Raw genomic sequence first — 14,905 nt, 5'->3', positions numbered from 1 at the left:
GCTCTCGTTCCGCAGGGCGGAACGGGCGGGCCCAACCGGACCACGGAGCCGCACCCGCGCACACACCGTCGTTCCACGAGATGTGGCGCGATCTGCTGCCCATCGGCCGCGACGCGGCCTCCGGCGGTTACCGCCGCTTCGCCTGGACCGGCGCCGACGCCGACTGCCGCGCGTGGTTCCGCGCGCAGGCGGAGAGCCGCGGCCTGACCTACGAGCTCGACCGCAACGGCAACCAATGGGCCTGGCTGGGCGACCCCACCGCCGGTGACGCCGTCGTCACCGGCTCCCACCTGGACTCCGTCCCCGACGGCGGCGCCTTCGACGGGCCCCTCGGCGTCGTGTCGTCCTTCGCCGCCCTCGACGGGCTCCGCGCGCGCGGCGCGCGGCCCACCCGGCCCCTGGCGATCGTCAACTTCGGCGACGAGGAAGGCGCCCGCTTCGGCCTCGCCTGCGTCGGCTCCCGGCTGGCCGCCGGGCAGCTCACCCCGGACAAGGCGGCGCGGCTGCGCGACGCCGACGGCGTGTCCCTGCCGCAGGCCATGGAGCGCGCCGGCTACGACCCGGAGGCCATCGGCGCCGACCCCGAGCGCCTCGCCCGCATCGGCGCGTTCGTGGAGCTCCACGTCGAACAGGGCCGGGCCCTCGCCGACACCCCGCAGGCCGTCGGCATCGCCTCCTCGATCTGGCCGCACGGCCGCTGGCGCTTCGACTTCCACGGCGAGGCCAACCACGCCGGGACCACCCGCCTCCAGGACCGCCGCGACCCGATGCTCACCTACGCCACCACCGTCCTCGCCGCCCGGAAGAAGGCCCGCCTCACCGGCGCCCTCGCCACCTTCGGCAAGGTCGCCGTGGAGCCGAACGGCGTCAACGCCATCCCCTCCCTCGTCCGCGGCTGGCTGGACTCCCGCGCCCCCGACCAGACGACCCTCGACCTCGTGATCGCCGAGATCGAGAAGGCCGCCGTCGAGCGCGGCGAGCGCGACGGCGTCGACGTCCGCGTCACCCGTGAGTCCTTCACGCCCGTCGTGGAATTCGGGCACGCCCTGCGCGACGAGCTCGGCCGCCTCCTCGGCGGGGACGTCCCCGTCCTGGGCACGGGAGCGGGACACGACGCCGGAATCCTCTCCGGAGACGTCCCGACCGCCATGCTGTTCGTACGCAACCCCACGGGCGTCTCCCACTCGCCCGCCGAAACGGCGGCCGAGGACGACTGCCTGGCCGGGGTGATCGCACTCACCGACGTACTGGAGGGCCTGGCGTGTCGCTGACGGCACAGACTTACTGGGCGGAACACGCCTGGCTCGGCACCGGGGTCGAGGCCGGTGTCGTCATCCGGACCGGCCCGGACGGCCGCATCACGTCCGTACGCAAGGGCGTCACGGCCCCGCCCTCGGGAGCGGTGACCCTGCGGGGGATCACGCTGCCGGGATTGTGCAACGGCCATTCGCATGCGTTCCACAGGGCCTTGCGCGGCACCGTCCAGGCGGGCGAGGGCACCTTCTGGACCTGGCGCGACGTCATGTACGGCATCGCCGACCGCCTCACCCCCGAAAGCTACTTCTCGCTCGCCCGTGCGACGTACGCCGAGATGGCGCTCGCGGGCATCACCAGCGTCGGTGAGTTCCACTACCTCCACCACGCCCCCGGCGGCGGCCGCTACGACAACCCCAACGCCATGGGCGAGGCCCTGATCGCGGCGGCGGCCGAGGCCGGCATCCGCATCACCCTGCTCGACACCTGCTACCTCTCCTCCGGCTTCGGCGCGGAGCCCAACCAGCACCAGCTCCGCTTCAGCGACGGCACCGCCGAGCGCTGGGCCGAGCGGGCCGCCGCCCTCAAGGGCGACGCCCACACCCGGATCGGCGCCGCCGTCCACTCCGTGCGCGCCGTGCCCGTCGACCAGCTGGCCACCGTCGCCGGCTGGGCGGACGAGCGGGAGGCGCCCCTGCACGTCCACCTCTCCGAGCAGACCGCCGAGAACGACGCCTGCGTCGAGGCCCACGGCTTCACCCCGACGACCCTGCTCGCCGACCACGGGGTGCTGGGCCCGCGCACCACCGCCGTCCACGCCACCCACCTCACACCCGGCGACATCCGCCTCCTCGGCCACTCCGGCACGGGCGTCTGCATGTGCCCCACCACCGAGCGCGACCTGGCCGACGGCATCGGCCCGGCCCACAAGCTCCAGCGCTCCGGCTCGCCGCTGTCCCTGGGCAGCGACAGCCACGCCGTGATCGACCTCCTTGAAGAGGCGCGGGCGATGGAGCTGGACGAGCGGCTGCACACCCGCACCCGCGGCCACTGGAGCGCCACCGAGCTGCTGACCGCCGCCACCGCCGACGGCCACGCCGCGCTCGGCTGGGCCGACGCGGGCCGCATCGAGGCGGGCGCCCTCGCCGACTTCACCTCGATCGCGCTGGACTCGGTGCGCACCGCGGGCCCGCCGCCCGAACTCGCCCTGGAGACGGCGGTATTCGCGGCGACCAACGCCGATGTCCGGGACACCGTCGTCGGCGGCCGGCACATCGTGCGGGAGGGCGCCCACCAGCTCGTACCGGACGTGGGGGCGGCCCTGGCTGACGCCATCGCCGCCCTGCGCGGCTGAGGCCCGCGCCGAGCCCCGCGCCGAGTCCCGGGCAGCCGACCTGAAACCCGAAGGAGAACCGCCCGCCCATGGCGACCACGGTCATCACCAACATCAGCAGTCTCGTCACCAATGACCCCTCCCTCGGTGAAGGCACCCTCGGTCTGATCCGGGACGCGGCGGTCGTCATCGACGGCGACCGCGTCGCCTGGGTCGGTGACACCAGCAAAGCACCCGCCACTGACAATCGCGTCGACGCCGAGGGCCGGGCCGCGATCCCCGGCTTCGTCGACTCCCACTCCCACCTCGTCTTCGCGGGCGACCGCACCGCCGAGTTCAACGCCCGGATGTCCGGGCAGAGCTACAGCGCGGGCGGCATCCGCACGACCGTCGCCGCCACCCGCGCCGCGACCGACGCCGCGCTGGAGGCCAACCTCCTGCGCTACCTCCGCGAGGCCCTGCGGCAGGGCACCACCACCCAGGAGACCAAGTCCGGCTACGGCCTCACGGTCGAGGACGAGGCCCGCGCCCTGCGCGTCGCCGCCGCCCACACCGACGAGGTCACCTACCTCGGCGCCCACATCGTCTCCCCCGACTACGCCGACGACCCCGCCGGCTACGTCGGTCTCGTCACCGGCCCCATGCTCGACGCCTGCGCCCCGCACGCCCGCTGGGTCGACGTCTTCTGCGAGAAGGGCGCCTTCGACGGCGACCAGGCCCGGGCGATCCTCACCGCCGGCGCCGCCCGCGGCCTGATCCCCCGCATCCACGCCAACCAGCTCTCCCACGGCCCCGGCGTGCAGCTCGCCGTGGAACTCGGCGCGGCCTCCGCCGACCACTGCACGCACCTCACCGACGCCGACGTCGACGCCCTGGCGAACGGCCGCACCGTGGCGACGCTCCTGCCCGGCGCGGAGTTCTCCACCCGCGCCCAGTGGCCGGACGCGCGCCGCCTGCTCGACGCGGGCGCCACCGTGGCGCTGTCCACCGACTGCAACCCCGGCTCGTCCTTCACCAGCTCGATGCCGTTCTGCATCGCCCTGGCCGTGCGCGACATGGGGATGACACCGGACGAGGCCCTCTGGTCGGCGACCGCCGGCGGCGCCGCCGCCCTGCGCCGCACCGACATCGGCCACCTCACCCCCGGCACCCGTGCCGACCTCGCACTCCTCGACGCCCCCAGCCACGTCCACCTCGCCTACCGGCCGGGCGTCCCGCTGGTCTCGGCGGTCTGGCGCGCCGGCGTGCGGGAGGTCTGAGCCACCCGCTCCAGGGCGACGAGCGGAATCGCCCGCCCGGCCCGCAGCGCCCGCTCCCGGAATTCCGCGAAGGCGGGGTCCACGGCGATCTGTCGCGCCCATACGGCGTCGTGCTCGGCGGGCTCCAGCAGGAGGGCCCGCACCGGGTAGCGCTCCCGGCCCACCTCGACGGTCGCCTCCGGGTCCGCCAGCAGGTTGTGGAACCACCCCGGCGCGGTGGGCGCCCCGCCGTTCGACGCGAAGACGACCGGCCGCCCGCCGTGGGGGAGGTGCACCAGCGGCGTGGTGCGGAGCAGTCCGGTGCGGGCGCCGCGCGTGGTGAGCAGCAGCAGCCGAGTGCCGGCGAACTGACCGCCGACCACGCCCGCGTTGGCCCGGAACTCCTCGATGACCCGCACGTTGAAGGGGTTGCTGTTGTTGGGCCGGCTGGTGTCGGACCGGCTGGTCCCGGGTCGTGCGGTCCCTGCGGCGGCTGTTGTGTGCGTCATGAACGCCACGCTAAATTCTCACACCCGTGTGAGATGCAACCCCGTGTGAGGCAGGGCACATGAAGATCGGTGAGCTGGCGCGCGAGACCGGTGTGAGCATCCGGCTCCTGCGCTACTACGAGGAGCAGGGCCTCCTCGCCTCCCGGCGACTCCCCAGCGGCCACCGCCGCTACGGGGCGGACGCCCCGGAGACGGTGCGCCGCATCCGCGTCCTGCTCGCCGCCGGTCTGCCCACGCGCGTCATCCGCGACGTCCTGCCGTGCGTCCGGGGCGCGGGCCTCGACCCGTGCGTGAGCGAGCACCTGCGCGCGCAGCTGGACGGCCTGGACGGCCGTATCGCCGCCCTCCAGGAGACACGCGCATCCCTGGCGGCCCTGGTGGCCTCGACGGAGCGCACGGCGGCCTGACGGGGCGTGAAGTGCCCGGCGAGCGCGGCCGCTCAGACGCGGCGCGCCCACAACGCCGCGCGCCGCACGGTGTTTCCGTGCGGCGCGCAGGCGGATGAGGGACGCCCCGGGTCACTCCTCAACCGTCAGCCCCTTGCGCAGGCGCACCAGCGTGCGGGAGAGGAGACGGGAGACGTGCATCTGGGAGATGCCGAGCTCTTCGCCGATCTCCGACTGCGTCATGTTGGCGACGAAGCGCAGGGAGAGGATCTGCCGGTCGCGCGGGCGGAGCCCGGCGATCAGGGGCTTGAGCGACTCGACGTACTCGATGCCTTCGAGGCTGTGGTCCTCGTAGCCGATGCGGGCGGACAGCGCGCTCTCGGAGTCGTCGTCACCGGGCTGGGCGTCCAGGGAGGTGGCGGTGTACGCGTTGCTCGCGGACATCCCCTCGACGACCTCGTCCTCGGTGATGCCGAGCCGCTCGGCCAGCTCGCCGACGGTGGGGGCGCGGTCGAGCTGCTGGGCCATCTCGTCGCCGGCCCTGGCCAGGTCGAGGCGGAGCTCCTGCAGGCGCCGCGGGACGCGGACCGACCAGCTGGTGTCACGGAAGAAGCGCTTGATCTCGCCGATGATCGTCGGCATCGCGAAGGTGGGGAACTCCACGCCGCGGCTGAGCTCGAAGCGGTCGATGGCCTTGATCAGGCCGATGGTGCCGACCTGGACGATGTCCTCCATCGGCTCGCTGCGGGAGCGGAACCGGGAGGCGGCGAACTTCACGAGCGCCAGGTTCAGTTCGACCAGGGTGTTGCGGACGTACGCGTATTCGCCTGTGCCCTCTTCGAGTTCCGCGAGGCGGGCGAAGAGCGTCTTGGACAGTGCCCGTGCGTCGAGCGCTCCCACCTCGTCGAACGGCGGGATCGTGGGGAGCCCGGCGGGCGCGGGCTCCATATGCTCGGGCGGGGTTGTCGACGAGGCGGTCTCCCGAGAGTATTCGGTACGCGGATCGTCGAGCCGGGGTGACATGGGTCTCCTCCATCGTTTCTCGGCATATGGCTGCCGAAGCCGTTGCGTCGTGCTGCGGTGTAGCGGCGCCTCCAAAGCCGTCCGTGGTGGATGTCGACTACTAGCCCTACCGGTCTTCACCACCGCATGGCAAGTGCGTGTTGTCCGCTTTTGTGGGTAAATGACGGATGTTCGGCTACCGGACGCCGTATCGAAGGCGTAGTGTTCGGGGTGGCCAGGCAGGCACGTCGGAAAGGATGCGCATGGACCGCGGGATGGTCGGCAGTGCGAGCAGGGGCCGGCTGAATGTAGAGGTCCGGCGCCACGGGGCGAGCGCGATCGTGACGCCGACGGGTGAGCTCGATCACCACACGGCGGAGCTCCTCCGCGAGCCCCTGGAGCGCTGCGTCGCCCAAGGCGCCACACGCGTGGTCGTGGACTGCTCGGAGCTGGAGTTCTGCGACTCCACCGGGCTCAATGTGCTCCTCGGTGCCCGGCTGACCGCCGAGGCGGCGGGCGGGGCCGTTCACCTGGCCGCGATGCGGCCCGTGGTGGCCCGGGTCTTCGAGATCACCGGTGCCGAAGCCGTCTTCACCGTGCATGACACGCTCGACGCGGCCATCGCCGATTGACTCCGGCGGCGCCGCCGCCACCTGTGTATTTCTCACGCGTTACTCGCGTCACAGGGCCCGGACCGAAGAAGATGGGTGTTCCCCTCGTTCGGTCGGGCAGGAGTCTGCTGAATCTGTTCTATGTGCCAGGTGACCATCATGTCTGTATCGGTGAATCGGTGAGGTGAAGCGCTGATGAGCACCACCCGGCCGTATCCGCCGCCGGGCGAGCCCGGCCGGGAGGCGGAAGGCGCCGCCTCCGCCCTCACTCCGCCGCCCTCCGCCCTCGCTCCGCCGCCCTCCGGCCAGGCCCGCCGGCTCCGTCTCGTGGAGGTCAGCGGCGCCGTGCCCCGGGCCCGTGACTTCACCCGTGAGGCGCTGCACGACTGGGGCTGGCTGCCCGCGGTCACGGCCGACCACCGGGCCGCCGCCGAGGACGTCCTGCTGGTCGTCTCCGAGCTGGTCACCAACGCCTGCCTGCACGCGGACGGCCCCGAGGAGCTCCGGGTGAGCTGCACGGGCAAGGTGCTGCGGCTGGAGGTCGTCGATCTCGGCGCGGGCACGCCCGCCCCCCGGAACCCGCACCGCGCGGGCCGTCCGGGCGGCCACGGCATGTTTATCGTGCAGCGGCTCTGCCTGGACTGGGGAGTCGTACGGAACGCCGACGGTGCCGGCAAGACGGTCTGGGCCGAGCTCGCCGCGCCCGCCTAGCCGGGGCCCCGCCACCCGCACCACGGACGCCGCTGTCGGCCGACAGCGGCGTGTTCTGTGTCTTCCCTCGGCAGGCTCCCCGGCGTACTGTCGGCGCCCGATCTGATGTGTCGTCAGTAAGTTCCGGCGGCGGCACCGGACGAGAGGGGAACCCGAGGTGTCCCACTTCCCACACCGCGCCGCGCGCCGTTCCGGTGCCCTGGCGATCGCCGCGTCCCTGGCCGGCGGGACGGTGCTGCTGGCCGCACCGGCCGCGCGGGCCGTCTCCATCGACGTCGACTACCAGTGCAAGACCCCGATCGGGGACAAGAGCGCCGTCTCGCCCATCGACATCAAGGGCGTGGCGAGCGGCAGTTCGTACAAACTCACCATGTCCTTCGGCAAGGGCGTCTCCTCCAGCCCGGTCCCGCTCGGCAAGGGCGCGATGAAGCCGAGTGCCGTGATCAAGCTGGGCGGCGCGGAGAGCGGGACGGTGGCGGTCTCGGGCCCCGCCAACGAGCAGGAGATCCCCGCCAACACCCCCATCAAGATCAATGACTTGTCGGGTACCTACACGCCGAAGAAGACGGGCACGGTCACCTTCACGGCGTCCACGCTCACCATCCTGGCGCTGGGCACCACGACCACCTGCACGCCCTCGAACAACCCCAAGCCCTCGCTGACCCTCGACGTCAAGGGGCCGGGGGGTGACTCGACGTCAGGAGGGTCCTCCACGGGCGGTTCGTCTACGGGCGGTTCGTCCACCGGCGGTTCGTCGTCGTCCTCGGGTGGATCCACTTCCGGTACGTCGGGCAGCACCGGCACCACGGGCAGCACCGGCACCACGGGTTCCACGGGCGGTTCCGGCGCCACGGGCGGGTCGGCGAGTACCGGAGGTTCCGGTTCCACCGGTGGTGGTCAACTGCCGCAGACCGGGCCCGCCGACTCCGCCGTTGCCCTCGGCACTCTCGGCGGCACCGTGCTCCTCACCGGCGTCGCCGGCACCCTCTGGCTCACCCGCCGCCGTCGCACCACCGCCGGCTGACCGCCCGAGCCCGTACGCCCGCACACCTCCCGGGCCGTCCGCGTACGCACAGGGGAGCCGCCGATGACGTCGCCGCACCGCACCCGCCGATCCCCGCGTCACCTGGCCGCGCTGACCGCCGCCGCGGCCCTGCTGTCCGCCCCGGCGGCCTTCGCGGACGCGAAGCCGTGGTCGGCGGCGCCCGCACCCCCGGGCAAGGAGGCACCCGGCGCGGACGACCGGTCGGCGTTCTACCTGGAGGGCCGGGCGGGCACCGTCCTGGAGGACAAGCTGACGGTCGTCAACCCGGCCGACCGGCCACGCACCCTCGGCCTGCGGGCCGTGGGCCCGTGGCTCGCCCTGGCCACCCGGCGGGTGACGGTCCCGCCGCGCACCCGCGCGGACATGCCCTTCACGGTCACCGTCCCGGACGGCGCGCGGCCCGGCGGGCACTCCGGCGCGGTCGTCGTCACCGGCGAGGGCCGCGACGTCCGGCTGCCGGTGGCGCTGCGCGTCACCGGCGGACCCGCACTGCCCGCCCTCGCGGTCGAGAACGTCCGGGTCAGCGGTGCCGGGGGAGGGGCCGTCATCCGCTACGCCCTGGTCAACCGGGGCAACACCGCGCTCGCCCCCCGGCTGACGATCCGGGCCGACGGCCTCTTCGGCGAGGTCCTGCGCCGCCCCGGGAGCGGCGCTCCCGCCGAGCTGGCGCCCGGCCGGAGCGTACGGCTGACGGAGAAGTGGCCGGACGCCCCGCGCCTGGACGCGGTGCGCGTCCACGTCACCGCGACCGCCCCCGGCGCCGCCCGCGCCACGGCGTCCGGCTCGTACACCCCGCTGCCGTGGATCCTGCCCACTCTGGGCGGTGCCGCGGTCGCCCTCGTCGCGGCGGGCCTGGCGGTACGGCGCCGCCGGGGCCGCGCGGGGGCGGAGACGTGAAGGGCGCCCAGAGCCCCCTCGGGGCGCGCATCGCCCTCCTCGCGCTGCTCCTCGCCCCCGTGCTTCTTCTCCTGCCCGGCCGCCCGGCCGCCGCCGTCACCCCTGCCGTCACGCCCGCCGTCACCCTCGACAGAACCGAGGCGGGCAAGGGCGGCAGCATCACCGTGAGCGGCTCGGGATGGCCGGAACGGAGTCTGCTCACGCTGCTGATCTGCGGGCAGAACATGATCGGCGGCACCAACGCCTGTGCCAACGCCGACGGCCGCACCGTCACCACCGGCCCCGACGGCGCGTTCCGCAGGAAGATCCCGGTCGCCGAGCCCCCCAAGCCCTGCCCGTGCGTCGTCCACGTGGCGACGGTCTCGGGCGGCGCGAAGGCCGCGGACGCCCCCTTCCGGGTGGCCGGACACCCCGTCGCGCCGCTGCCTCCGCAGGCCGGCGGGGAGCGCCTGGGCGTCCTCGCGGTGCGCCTGGAGGGCGACAGCGGACTGCTGACGTGGTTCGGGGCGCCCCCGTCCCGCCGGCTCGTCGTCACCGTGGGCAATCTCGGCACCGCCCCCGCGAAGGATCCGGTCTTCCGGGTCGGTACCGCGCACGGCGTGCTCGCCCCCTCCTGGGAGGAGCGGCGGTGGCGGGGCACGATCGCCGCCGGGGAACGGGCCAGGGTGCCCTTGGACGTGGAGCTCCCGGCGGGCGCGCACGGTGACTACCTGATCTCGCTGAAGTACGGCGGCAAGGTGCTGGCCGAGGAGCCCTGGGACGTGCCGAGGCCCTGGGGGATGACGCTCTTCTGGATCCTGCTGTGCGCGGTGGTCCCGGCGGCGCTCTTCCGGGCCGGGATGGCGATCGTGGACCGCCTCCGGCCCCCCGCCGCCAGGAAGCCCGTCAGGACGCCGCGGAACCTTTCGGGGAGCCGGGGCCCGGCACGCCGCCGGAGGCCGCCCACGCGGCCGTGGAGCCGCCGCACGGCCCCGGCCGAGCCGGAGGCCGCGGCGCGAAAGGGCGCTCTGCCCTGGTTCGCCCCCGGCGCGGGGCCGGGGCCTGCCGGCCGGGGCGGGTCCGACGACGGGCCCGGGTGACCGCGGCAGCGCCGCCTGCGGCCGCCCGCCCGCCCGTCCTCGCCGGAGCGTGCCGCCCCTGATGAACGCGAGAGTGCCCCCGGCGCGCTGTCGCGCCGGGGGCACTCTCGAACCGCTGCGTCGAGCGCGTCAGCGCACGTCGCCCATCAGACCTTCGATGCGCTTGCGATACATCCACACCGCGAAACCGGCCAGCGTGGCGGCCGCCGCCTGCGCGAGGATCACGCCGGTGCCGTTCAGGTCGACGCCGCCCTCCGTCAGCAGGGTCATCGTGCAGTCGCCCGCGGTCACCGCGAGGAACCAGACACCCATCATCTGGCTCGCGTACTTCTGCGGCGCCATCTTCGTGGTGAGCGACAGGCCGACGGGGGAGAGGCACAGCTCACCCATCGTCTGGATCATGTAGATCATCAGCAGCCAGGCGGGGGTCACCTTCGTGCCGTCCGAGGCCATCGACATCGGGATGGCGAAGACGAAGAACGAGGCGCCGATGCCGACCATGGCCATCGAGAACTTCACCGTGGTGCTGGGCTCGCGGTCGCGGCGGGCCAGCCACAGCCACATCGACGCGAAGATCGGCGCGATGGCCATGACCCACAGCGGGTTGACCGACTGGAACCAGGTCGACGGGAAGTCGATGCCGAAGACGTTGTCCGCGGTCTTCTTCTCGGCGAAGGTCGACATCGTCGAGCCGGCCTGGTCGAAGATCATCCAGAACACGGCGGCGGCGACGAAGAACCAGATGTAGCCGCTGACCTTGGTCTGCTCGCCCGCGGTCAGCTCCTTGTCGCGCTTGATGCGCGTCAGGACCGCGATCGGGATGGCCACGCCGAGCAGGGCGAGCGGGATGGTGGCCCACTTCTGCGTGAAGTGGCCGGTGCCCGCGACGACGCCGTAGAAGGCGGCGGCGACGGCGAACCACAGCAGGGCCTTCACCAGCGTCGACTTGCGCTCCTCGGCCGTCAGCGGCTTCGGAACGACGCTGCTGACGGGGCTGAGGTGACGCGTGCCCAGCAGGAAGATGATCAGACCGAGGCCCATGCCGAGCGCGGCGATGGAGAAGCCCAGGTGCCAGTTGACCTTCTGGCCGACCGTGCCGATGACGAGCGGTGCGGCGAAGGCGCCGACGTTGACGCCTATGTAGAAGATCGTGAAGCCGCCGTCACGGCGGGGGTCCTGCGGCCCGTCGTAGAGGTGGCCGACCATCGTGGAGATGTTGGCCTTCAGCAGACCCGAGCCGATCGCCACCAGGGCGAGACCGGCGAAGAAGGTCGGCTTGCCCGGGACGGCCAGGGCCAGGTGACCGGCCATGATGATGCCCGCCGCGATAGCGACCGTCTTGCGCGGTCCCCAGACGCGGTCGCCGAACCAGCCGCCGGGCATGGCCAGGAGGTAGACCATTCCGACGTAGGCGGAGTAGATGGCCACCGAGCTGGCCTCGGGCATGGCCAGACCGCCGCCCTGGCTGTCGGGCTTCGCGTCGGGGCCGCCTGCGATCAGGTAGACGACGAGGAGAGCGCGCATGCCGTAATAGCTGAAGCGCTCCCACATCTCCGTGAGGAAGAGGGGGGCCAGGCCGCGGGGGTGGCCGAAGAAGGTCTTCCCGCCCGGCACAGGGGAGTTCCCCTGGACGGCGGTGTCCTTCGTCAGGCTGGACGCCATGGTCGATCCTTGAGTGCTCGGGACGCGCGGTGGAGCTGCTGCGCGCCCGGGTGGGGGTAGGCCGGCACCGGTACCGCACCGCCCGCCCCCACGCCCAAGGGGTTCGCCCCCTCGGCTGAGAGGGCGGCAGAGCAGCCGGTTCTCCGGGATCCACGCCCCGCGCATCCTCGCGCGCAGCCCGGCCGACAGGTCATTCAATATGAAACAAGGCTGCCTAAACAGCCCCGGGCACAACAGAGACCTTCGGCGCGTCGAACGATCCGAAGGTCCCCCAGTGGTGCTACAGACTTCTGGTCACCATACGTCACACCCCGCCCCGATACGGAAGGCGTTGAGACGCGGATCACAGGGTTGTGCGGAACCATTCGCACACTTTCGAAGGTGGGTTTGGCCGAGGGGAAGTGTTGCCCTAGGTAGCTCTGAGTGCACCTCTGACGTGCGCCCGAGCGGACTACCATCACCCCATGACCCGAGTACTGCTCGCCGAGGATGACGCGTCCATCTCGGAGCCTCTCGCGCGCGCCCTGCGCCGCGAAGGGTACGAGGTGGAGGTGCGCGAAGACGGTCCCACGGCGCTCGACGCCGGGCTCAAGGGAGGGGTTGACCTGCTCGTCCTCGACCTCGGGCTGCCCGGCATGGACGGACTGGAGGTCTGCCGCCGGCTGCGCACCGAGGGCCACGGCTTCCCGGTCCTCGTCCTCACCGCCCGCGCCGACGAGGTGGACACCGTCGTCGGCCTGGACGCCGGCGCCGACGACTACGTCACCAAGCCCTTCCGGCTCGCCGAGCTGCTGGCCCGGGTCCGGGCCCTGCTGCGCCGCGGCACCGTCGAGTCCCACCAGCAGCCGCCCGCCACCCACGGCGTCCGGATCGACGTGGAGTCGCACCGCGCCTGGATGGGCGAGGAGGAACTCCAGCTCACCGCGAAGGAATTCGACCTGCTGCGGGTCCTGGTGCGCGACGCCGGCCGGGTCGTCACCCGCGACCAGCTCATGCGCGAGGTCTGGGACACCACCTGGTGGTCCTCGACCAAGACCCTCGACATGCACATCTCCTGGCTCCGCAAGAAGCTCGGGGACGACGCTGGCAACCCGCGCTACATCGCCACCGTCCGCGGTGTCGGCTTCCGCTTCGAGAAGAGCTGACCGCGCCCCGCCGGGCCGCTCCCGTACCACCCGCCCGGAGGGCACCGTGCGCCGTCGACTGATCAACTCCACGCTCGCCGTCGTGCTCGTCGTGATCGCGGTGTTCGGGATCTCGCTCGTCATCGTCGAGACGCGCACGATCGAGAGCAGCGCCGAGGAAAGCGTCAAGTCCGAGGCCGTGCGCCTGGTGAGCATCGTCGACAGCCGGCTGATCAGCGCGGAGCGGGTGGAGTCGGGCGTGCTGCGCGAGCAGATCACCCCCGACCGGTACGCCCGGATCGACATCCCCGGCCGGCCGCCCATCGAGATCGGCACCCGGCCCGGCGGCGGTGTCATCGCCGCCACGGAGAAGGGCGAACAGGGCGAGACCGTCCGCGTGGAGGAGTCGCGCGCCACGGTCAGCCGGGAGCTCGGCCGGACCCTGCTGGTGATCCTCGCCGTGGCCCTGCTGGCCGTCGTCGCCGCCGTGTTCCTCGCCGTCCGGCAGGCGAACCGGCTCACCGCCCCGCTCACCGACCTCGCCGAGACCGCCGAGCGCCTCGGCTCCGGCGACCCCCGGCCCCGCCACCGCCGCTACGGCGTACCGGAGCTGGACCGGGTGGCGGACGTCCTGGACAACAGCGCCGAGCGGATCGCCCGGATGCTCACCGCAGAGCGGCGGCTCGCCGCGGACGCCTCGCACCAGCTGCGGACCCCGCTGACCGCGCTGTCCATGCGGCTGGAGGAGATCACGCTCACCGACGACCCGGGGACGGCCAAGGAGGAGGCGGCGATCGCCCTCGCCCAGGTCGAGCGGCTCACCGACGTCGTCCAGCGGCTGCTGACCAACAGCCGCGACCCCAAGGCCGGCTCGGCCGTCACCTTCGACCTCGACGAGGTCGTCAAGCAGCAGATCGAGGAGTGGCGGCCCACCACCCGCAGCGAGGGCCGGGCCATCGTGCACTCGGGCAAGCCGGGGCTGCGGGCCGTCGGCACCCCGGGCGCGGTCTCCCAGGTGCTCGCGACGCTCATCGAGAACTCGCTGATGCACGGCGACGGAACGGTCGCCCTGCGGACCCGCGTCACCGGCAACCAGGCCGTCGTGGAGGTCACCGACGAGGGCCCCGGCGTCCCCCCGGACCTGGGGGCCCGGGTCTTCGAGCGGACGGTCAGCGGCCGCAACTCCACCGGCCTGGGGCTCGCCGTCGCCCGCGATCTGGCCGAGGCGGACGGCGGGCGCCTGGAGCTCCTCCAGGGCAACCCGCCCGTCTTCGCGCTCTTCCTCAGCCGTGAGTCCGACGGGCACGCCCAGGGCTGACGCCCCCAGGGCTGCCGGGCCCGCCCGGCCGACGGCCGCGGCCCTACGGCTGCGCGTCGACCCGCGGCGGGGCGTCCGTCCGGCGCGACTCCGCCGCCAGGAACGATTCAGCAGTCTCCACGGCCACACGCGCGGGCAGCGCCTGGAACACCCAGGTGCGGTAGGACCAGAAGCGGAAGACCGTCCCTATCCCGAGACCGACCACGTTCTTCGCGAGGTTGTCCGCCAGCGGCGAGGTGAAGCCGAAGCCGTAGTGCGAGAGCGCCAGGATCCCGTTCTCGATCACCAGGCCGGCGCCGCTGAACAACAGGAACAGCGACAGCTCCCGGCTGCGCCGCTTCCGGTCGCAGTCGCGGTACGTCCAGTGGCGGTTGCCGATGTAATTGGTGCCGATGGCGACGGCCGTGGCGATGACGCCCGAGCGCACCACCGCGAGATCGAAGCCGTGCACACAGATGTTGAAGACGATGAAATTGACCACGAATCCGATGGCGCCGACCGCACCGAATTTCGCGATCTCGCGGGCCAGCCGCTCCAGCCGGGAACGCACTGTACGACGTTGACTCATAGCGATCGTCAGGCTCCGATACTGGGCGGTGGAGGGCGTGGGGCAGCATTCATGCTATCCAGCGGCGCCCGCCGCCCACCGGCGGAGTCGGATGAACGCGAGGCGAACGCGGCCGATATCAGCCATCACCGGAGCCCCCTTCAATTCGGATGATCCTCTAAACGCGGT

General features: G+C 72.8%; 15 protein-coding genes. 11 read left to right on the top strand and 4 right to left on the bottom strand.

Annotated features, from left to right (window positions below):
* The first annotated feature begins 80 nt into the window (after positions 1 to 80).
* The 3 genes from ABZ951_RS11855 (at position 81) to hutI (ending at position 3,846) form a co-directional block, all read left to right on the top strand.
* Complete coding sequence (locus ABZ951_RS11855; protein ID WP_344093155.1) at positions 81 to 1,271, top strand: allantoate amidohydrolase; 1,191 nt, start codon at positions 81 to 83, stop codon at positions 1,269 to 1,271.
* Positions 1,268 to 2,608, top strand: a complete 1,341-nt coding sequence (locus ABZ951_RS11850) for a formimidoylglutamate deiminase (RefSeq protein WP_344093153.1) — start codon at positions 1,268 to 1,270, stop codon at positions 2,606 to 2,608. The genes ABZ951_RS11855 and ABZ951_RS11850 overlap by 4 nt, the downstream gene beginning before the upstream one ends.
* Before the next feature lie 68 nt (positions 2,609 to 2,676).
* On the top strand, positions 2,677 to 3,846 hold the full coding sequence (gene hutI, locus ABZ951_RS11845) for an imidazolonepropionase (RefSeq protein WP_344093145.1): 1,170 nt from the start codon (positions 2,677 to 2,679) through the stop codon (positions 3,844 to 3,846).
* On the opposite strand, the gene ABZ951_RS11840 is transcribed toward hutI, so the two are convergent.
* Positions 3,786 to 4,334: a nitroreductase/quinone reductase family protein gene (locus ABZ951_RS11840; protein ID WP_344093143.1), complete on the bottom strand. Its 549-nt coding sequence runs from the start codon at positions 4,332 to 4,334 to the stop codon at positions 3,786 to 3,788. The genes hutI and ABZ951_RS11840 overlap by 61 nt on opposite strands.
* Positions 4,335 to 4,393: 59 nt before the next feature.
* On the opposite strand from ABZ951_RS11840, the gene ABZ951_RS11835 reads away from it, so the two are divergent.
* Positions 4,394 to 4,741, top strand: coding sequence for a MerR family transcriptional regulator (locus tag ABZ951_RS11835; protein ID WP_344093141.1), 348 nt, complete (start codon positions 4,394 to 4,396; stop codon positions 4,739 to 4,741).
* A 111-nt stretch (positions 4,742 to 4,852) separates the two neighbouring features.
* Here the strand turns inward: ABZ951_RS11835 and ABZ951_RS11830 are convergent, their stop codons facing one another.
* Positions 4,853 to 5,743: an RNA polymerase sigma factor SigF gene (locus ABZ951_RS11830; protein ID WP_344093139.1), complete on the bottom strand. Its 891-nt coding sequence runs from the start codon at positions 5,741 to 5,743 to the stop codon at positions 4,853 to 4,855.
* Positions 5,744 to 5,985: 242 nt separating this feature from the next.
* On the opposite strand from ABZ951_RS11830, the gene ABZ951_RS11825 reads away from it, so the two are divergent.
* The 5 genes from ABZ951_RS11825 to ABZ951_RS11805 all read left to right on the top strand — a co-directional run bounded on the left by ABZ951_RS11825 (position 5,986) and on the right by ABZ951_RS11805 (position 10,065).
* Positions 5,986 to 6,354, top strand: coding sequence for an STAS domain-containing protein (locus tag ABZ951_RS11825; protein ID WP_344093137.1), 369 nt, complete (start codon positions 5,986 to 5,988; stop codon positions 6,352 to 6,354).
* A gap of 174 nt (positions 6,355 to 6,528) precedes the next feature.
* Entirely contained in the window at positions 6,529 to 7,044 is a 516-nt protein-coding gene (locus tag ABZ951_RS11820) for an ATP-binding protein (protein ID WP_344093134.1), read from the top strand.
* Between the two features lie 157 nt (positions 7,045 to 7,201).
* The gene (locus ABZ951_RS11815) at positions 7,202 to 8,068 is read left to right on the top strand and encodes an LPXTG cell wall anchor domain-containing protein (protein WP_344093131.1); all 867 of its coding nucleotides are present in this window, start codon (positions 7,202 to 7,204) and stop codon (positions 8,066 to 8,068) included.
* Between the two features lie 63 nt (positions 8,069 to 8,131).
* Positions 8,132 to 8,986: a hypothetical protein gene (locus tag ABZ951_RS11810; RefSeq protein WP_344093129.1), complete on the top strand. Its 855-nt coding sequence runs from the start codon at positions 8,132 to 8,134 to the stop codon at positions 8,984 to 8,986.
* Complete coding sequence (locus ABZ951_RS11805; protein WP_344093127.1) at positions 8,983 to 10,065, top strand: hypothetical protein; 1,083 nt, start codon at positions 8,983 to 8,985, stop codon at positions 10,063 to 10,065. The genes ABZ951_RS11810 and ABZ951_RS11805 overlap by 4 nt, the downstream gene beginning before the upstream one ends.
* Positions 10,066 to 10,194: 129 nt before the next feature.
* Here ABZ951_RS11805 and ABZ951_RS11800 read toward each other — a convergent pair whose 3' ends face one another.
* A complete protein-coding gene (locus ABZ951_RS11800) occupies positions 10,195 to 11,727 on the bottom strand; it encodes an oligopeptide:H+ symporter (RefSeq protein WP_344093125.1) in 1,533 nt (510 codons plus the stop codon).
* A 464-nt stretch (positions 11,728 to 12,191) separates the two neighbouring features.
* On the opposite strand from ABZ951_RS11800, the gene ABZ951_RS11795 reads away from it, so the two are divergent.
* Together ABZ951_RS11795 and ABZ951_RS11790 are read left to right on the top strand one after the other, a co-directional pair.
* Positions 12,192 to 12,872 (top strand): response regulator transcription factor, encoded by a 681-nt coding sequence (locus ABZ951_RS11795; RefSeq protein ID WP_344093123.1) that lies wholly within the window; start codon positions 12,192 to 12,194, stop codon positions 12,870 to 12,872.
* Between the two features lie 46 nt (positions 12,873 to 12,918).
* On the top strand, positions 12,919 to 14,169 hold the full coding sequence (locus ABZ951_RS11790) for an ATP-binding protein (protein WP_344093121.1): 1,251 nt from the start codon (positions 12,919 to 12,921) through the stop codon (positions 14,167 to 14,169).
* A gap of 43 nt (positions 14,170 to 14,212) precedes the next feature.
* Here the strand turns inward: ABZ951_RS11790 and ABZ951_RS11785 are convergent, their stop codons facing one another.
* The gene (locus ABZ951_RS11785; protein WP_344093118.1) at positions 14,213 to 14,737 is read right to left on the bottom strand and encodes a GtrA family protein; all 525 of its coding nucleotides are present in this window, start codon (positions 14,735 to 14,737) and stop codon (positions 14,213 to 14,215) included.
* Positions 14,738 to 14,905: the final 168 nt, after the last annotated feature.

This window comes from Streptomyces sp. NPDC046215 (genome assembly GCF_040646215.1).
In the GTDB taxonomy this organism is placed as follows: Bacteria; Actinomycetota; Actinomycetes; order Streptomycetales; family Streptomycetaceae; genus Streptomyces; species Streptomyces stramineus.
The sequence above is the reverse complement of the archived record's forward strand: the minus strand, read 5'-3'. Positions and strand labels throughout refer to the sequence as shown.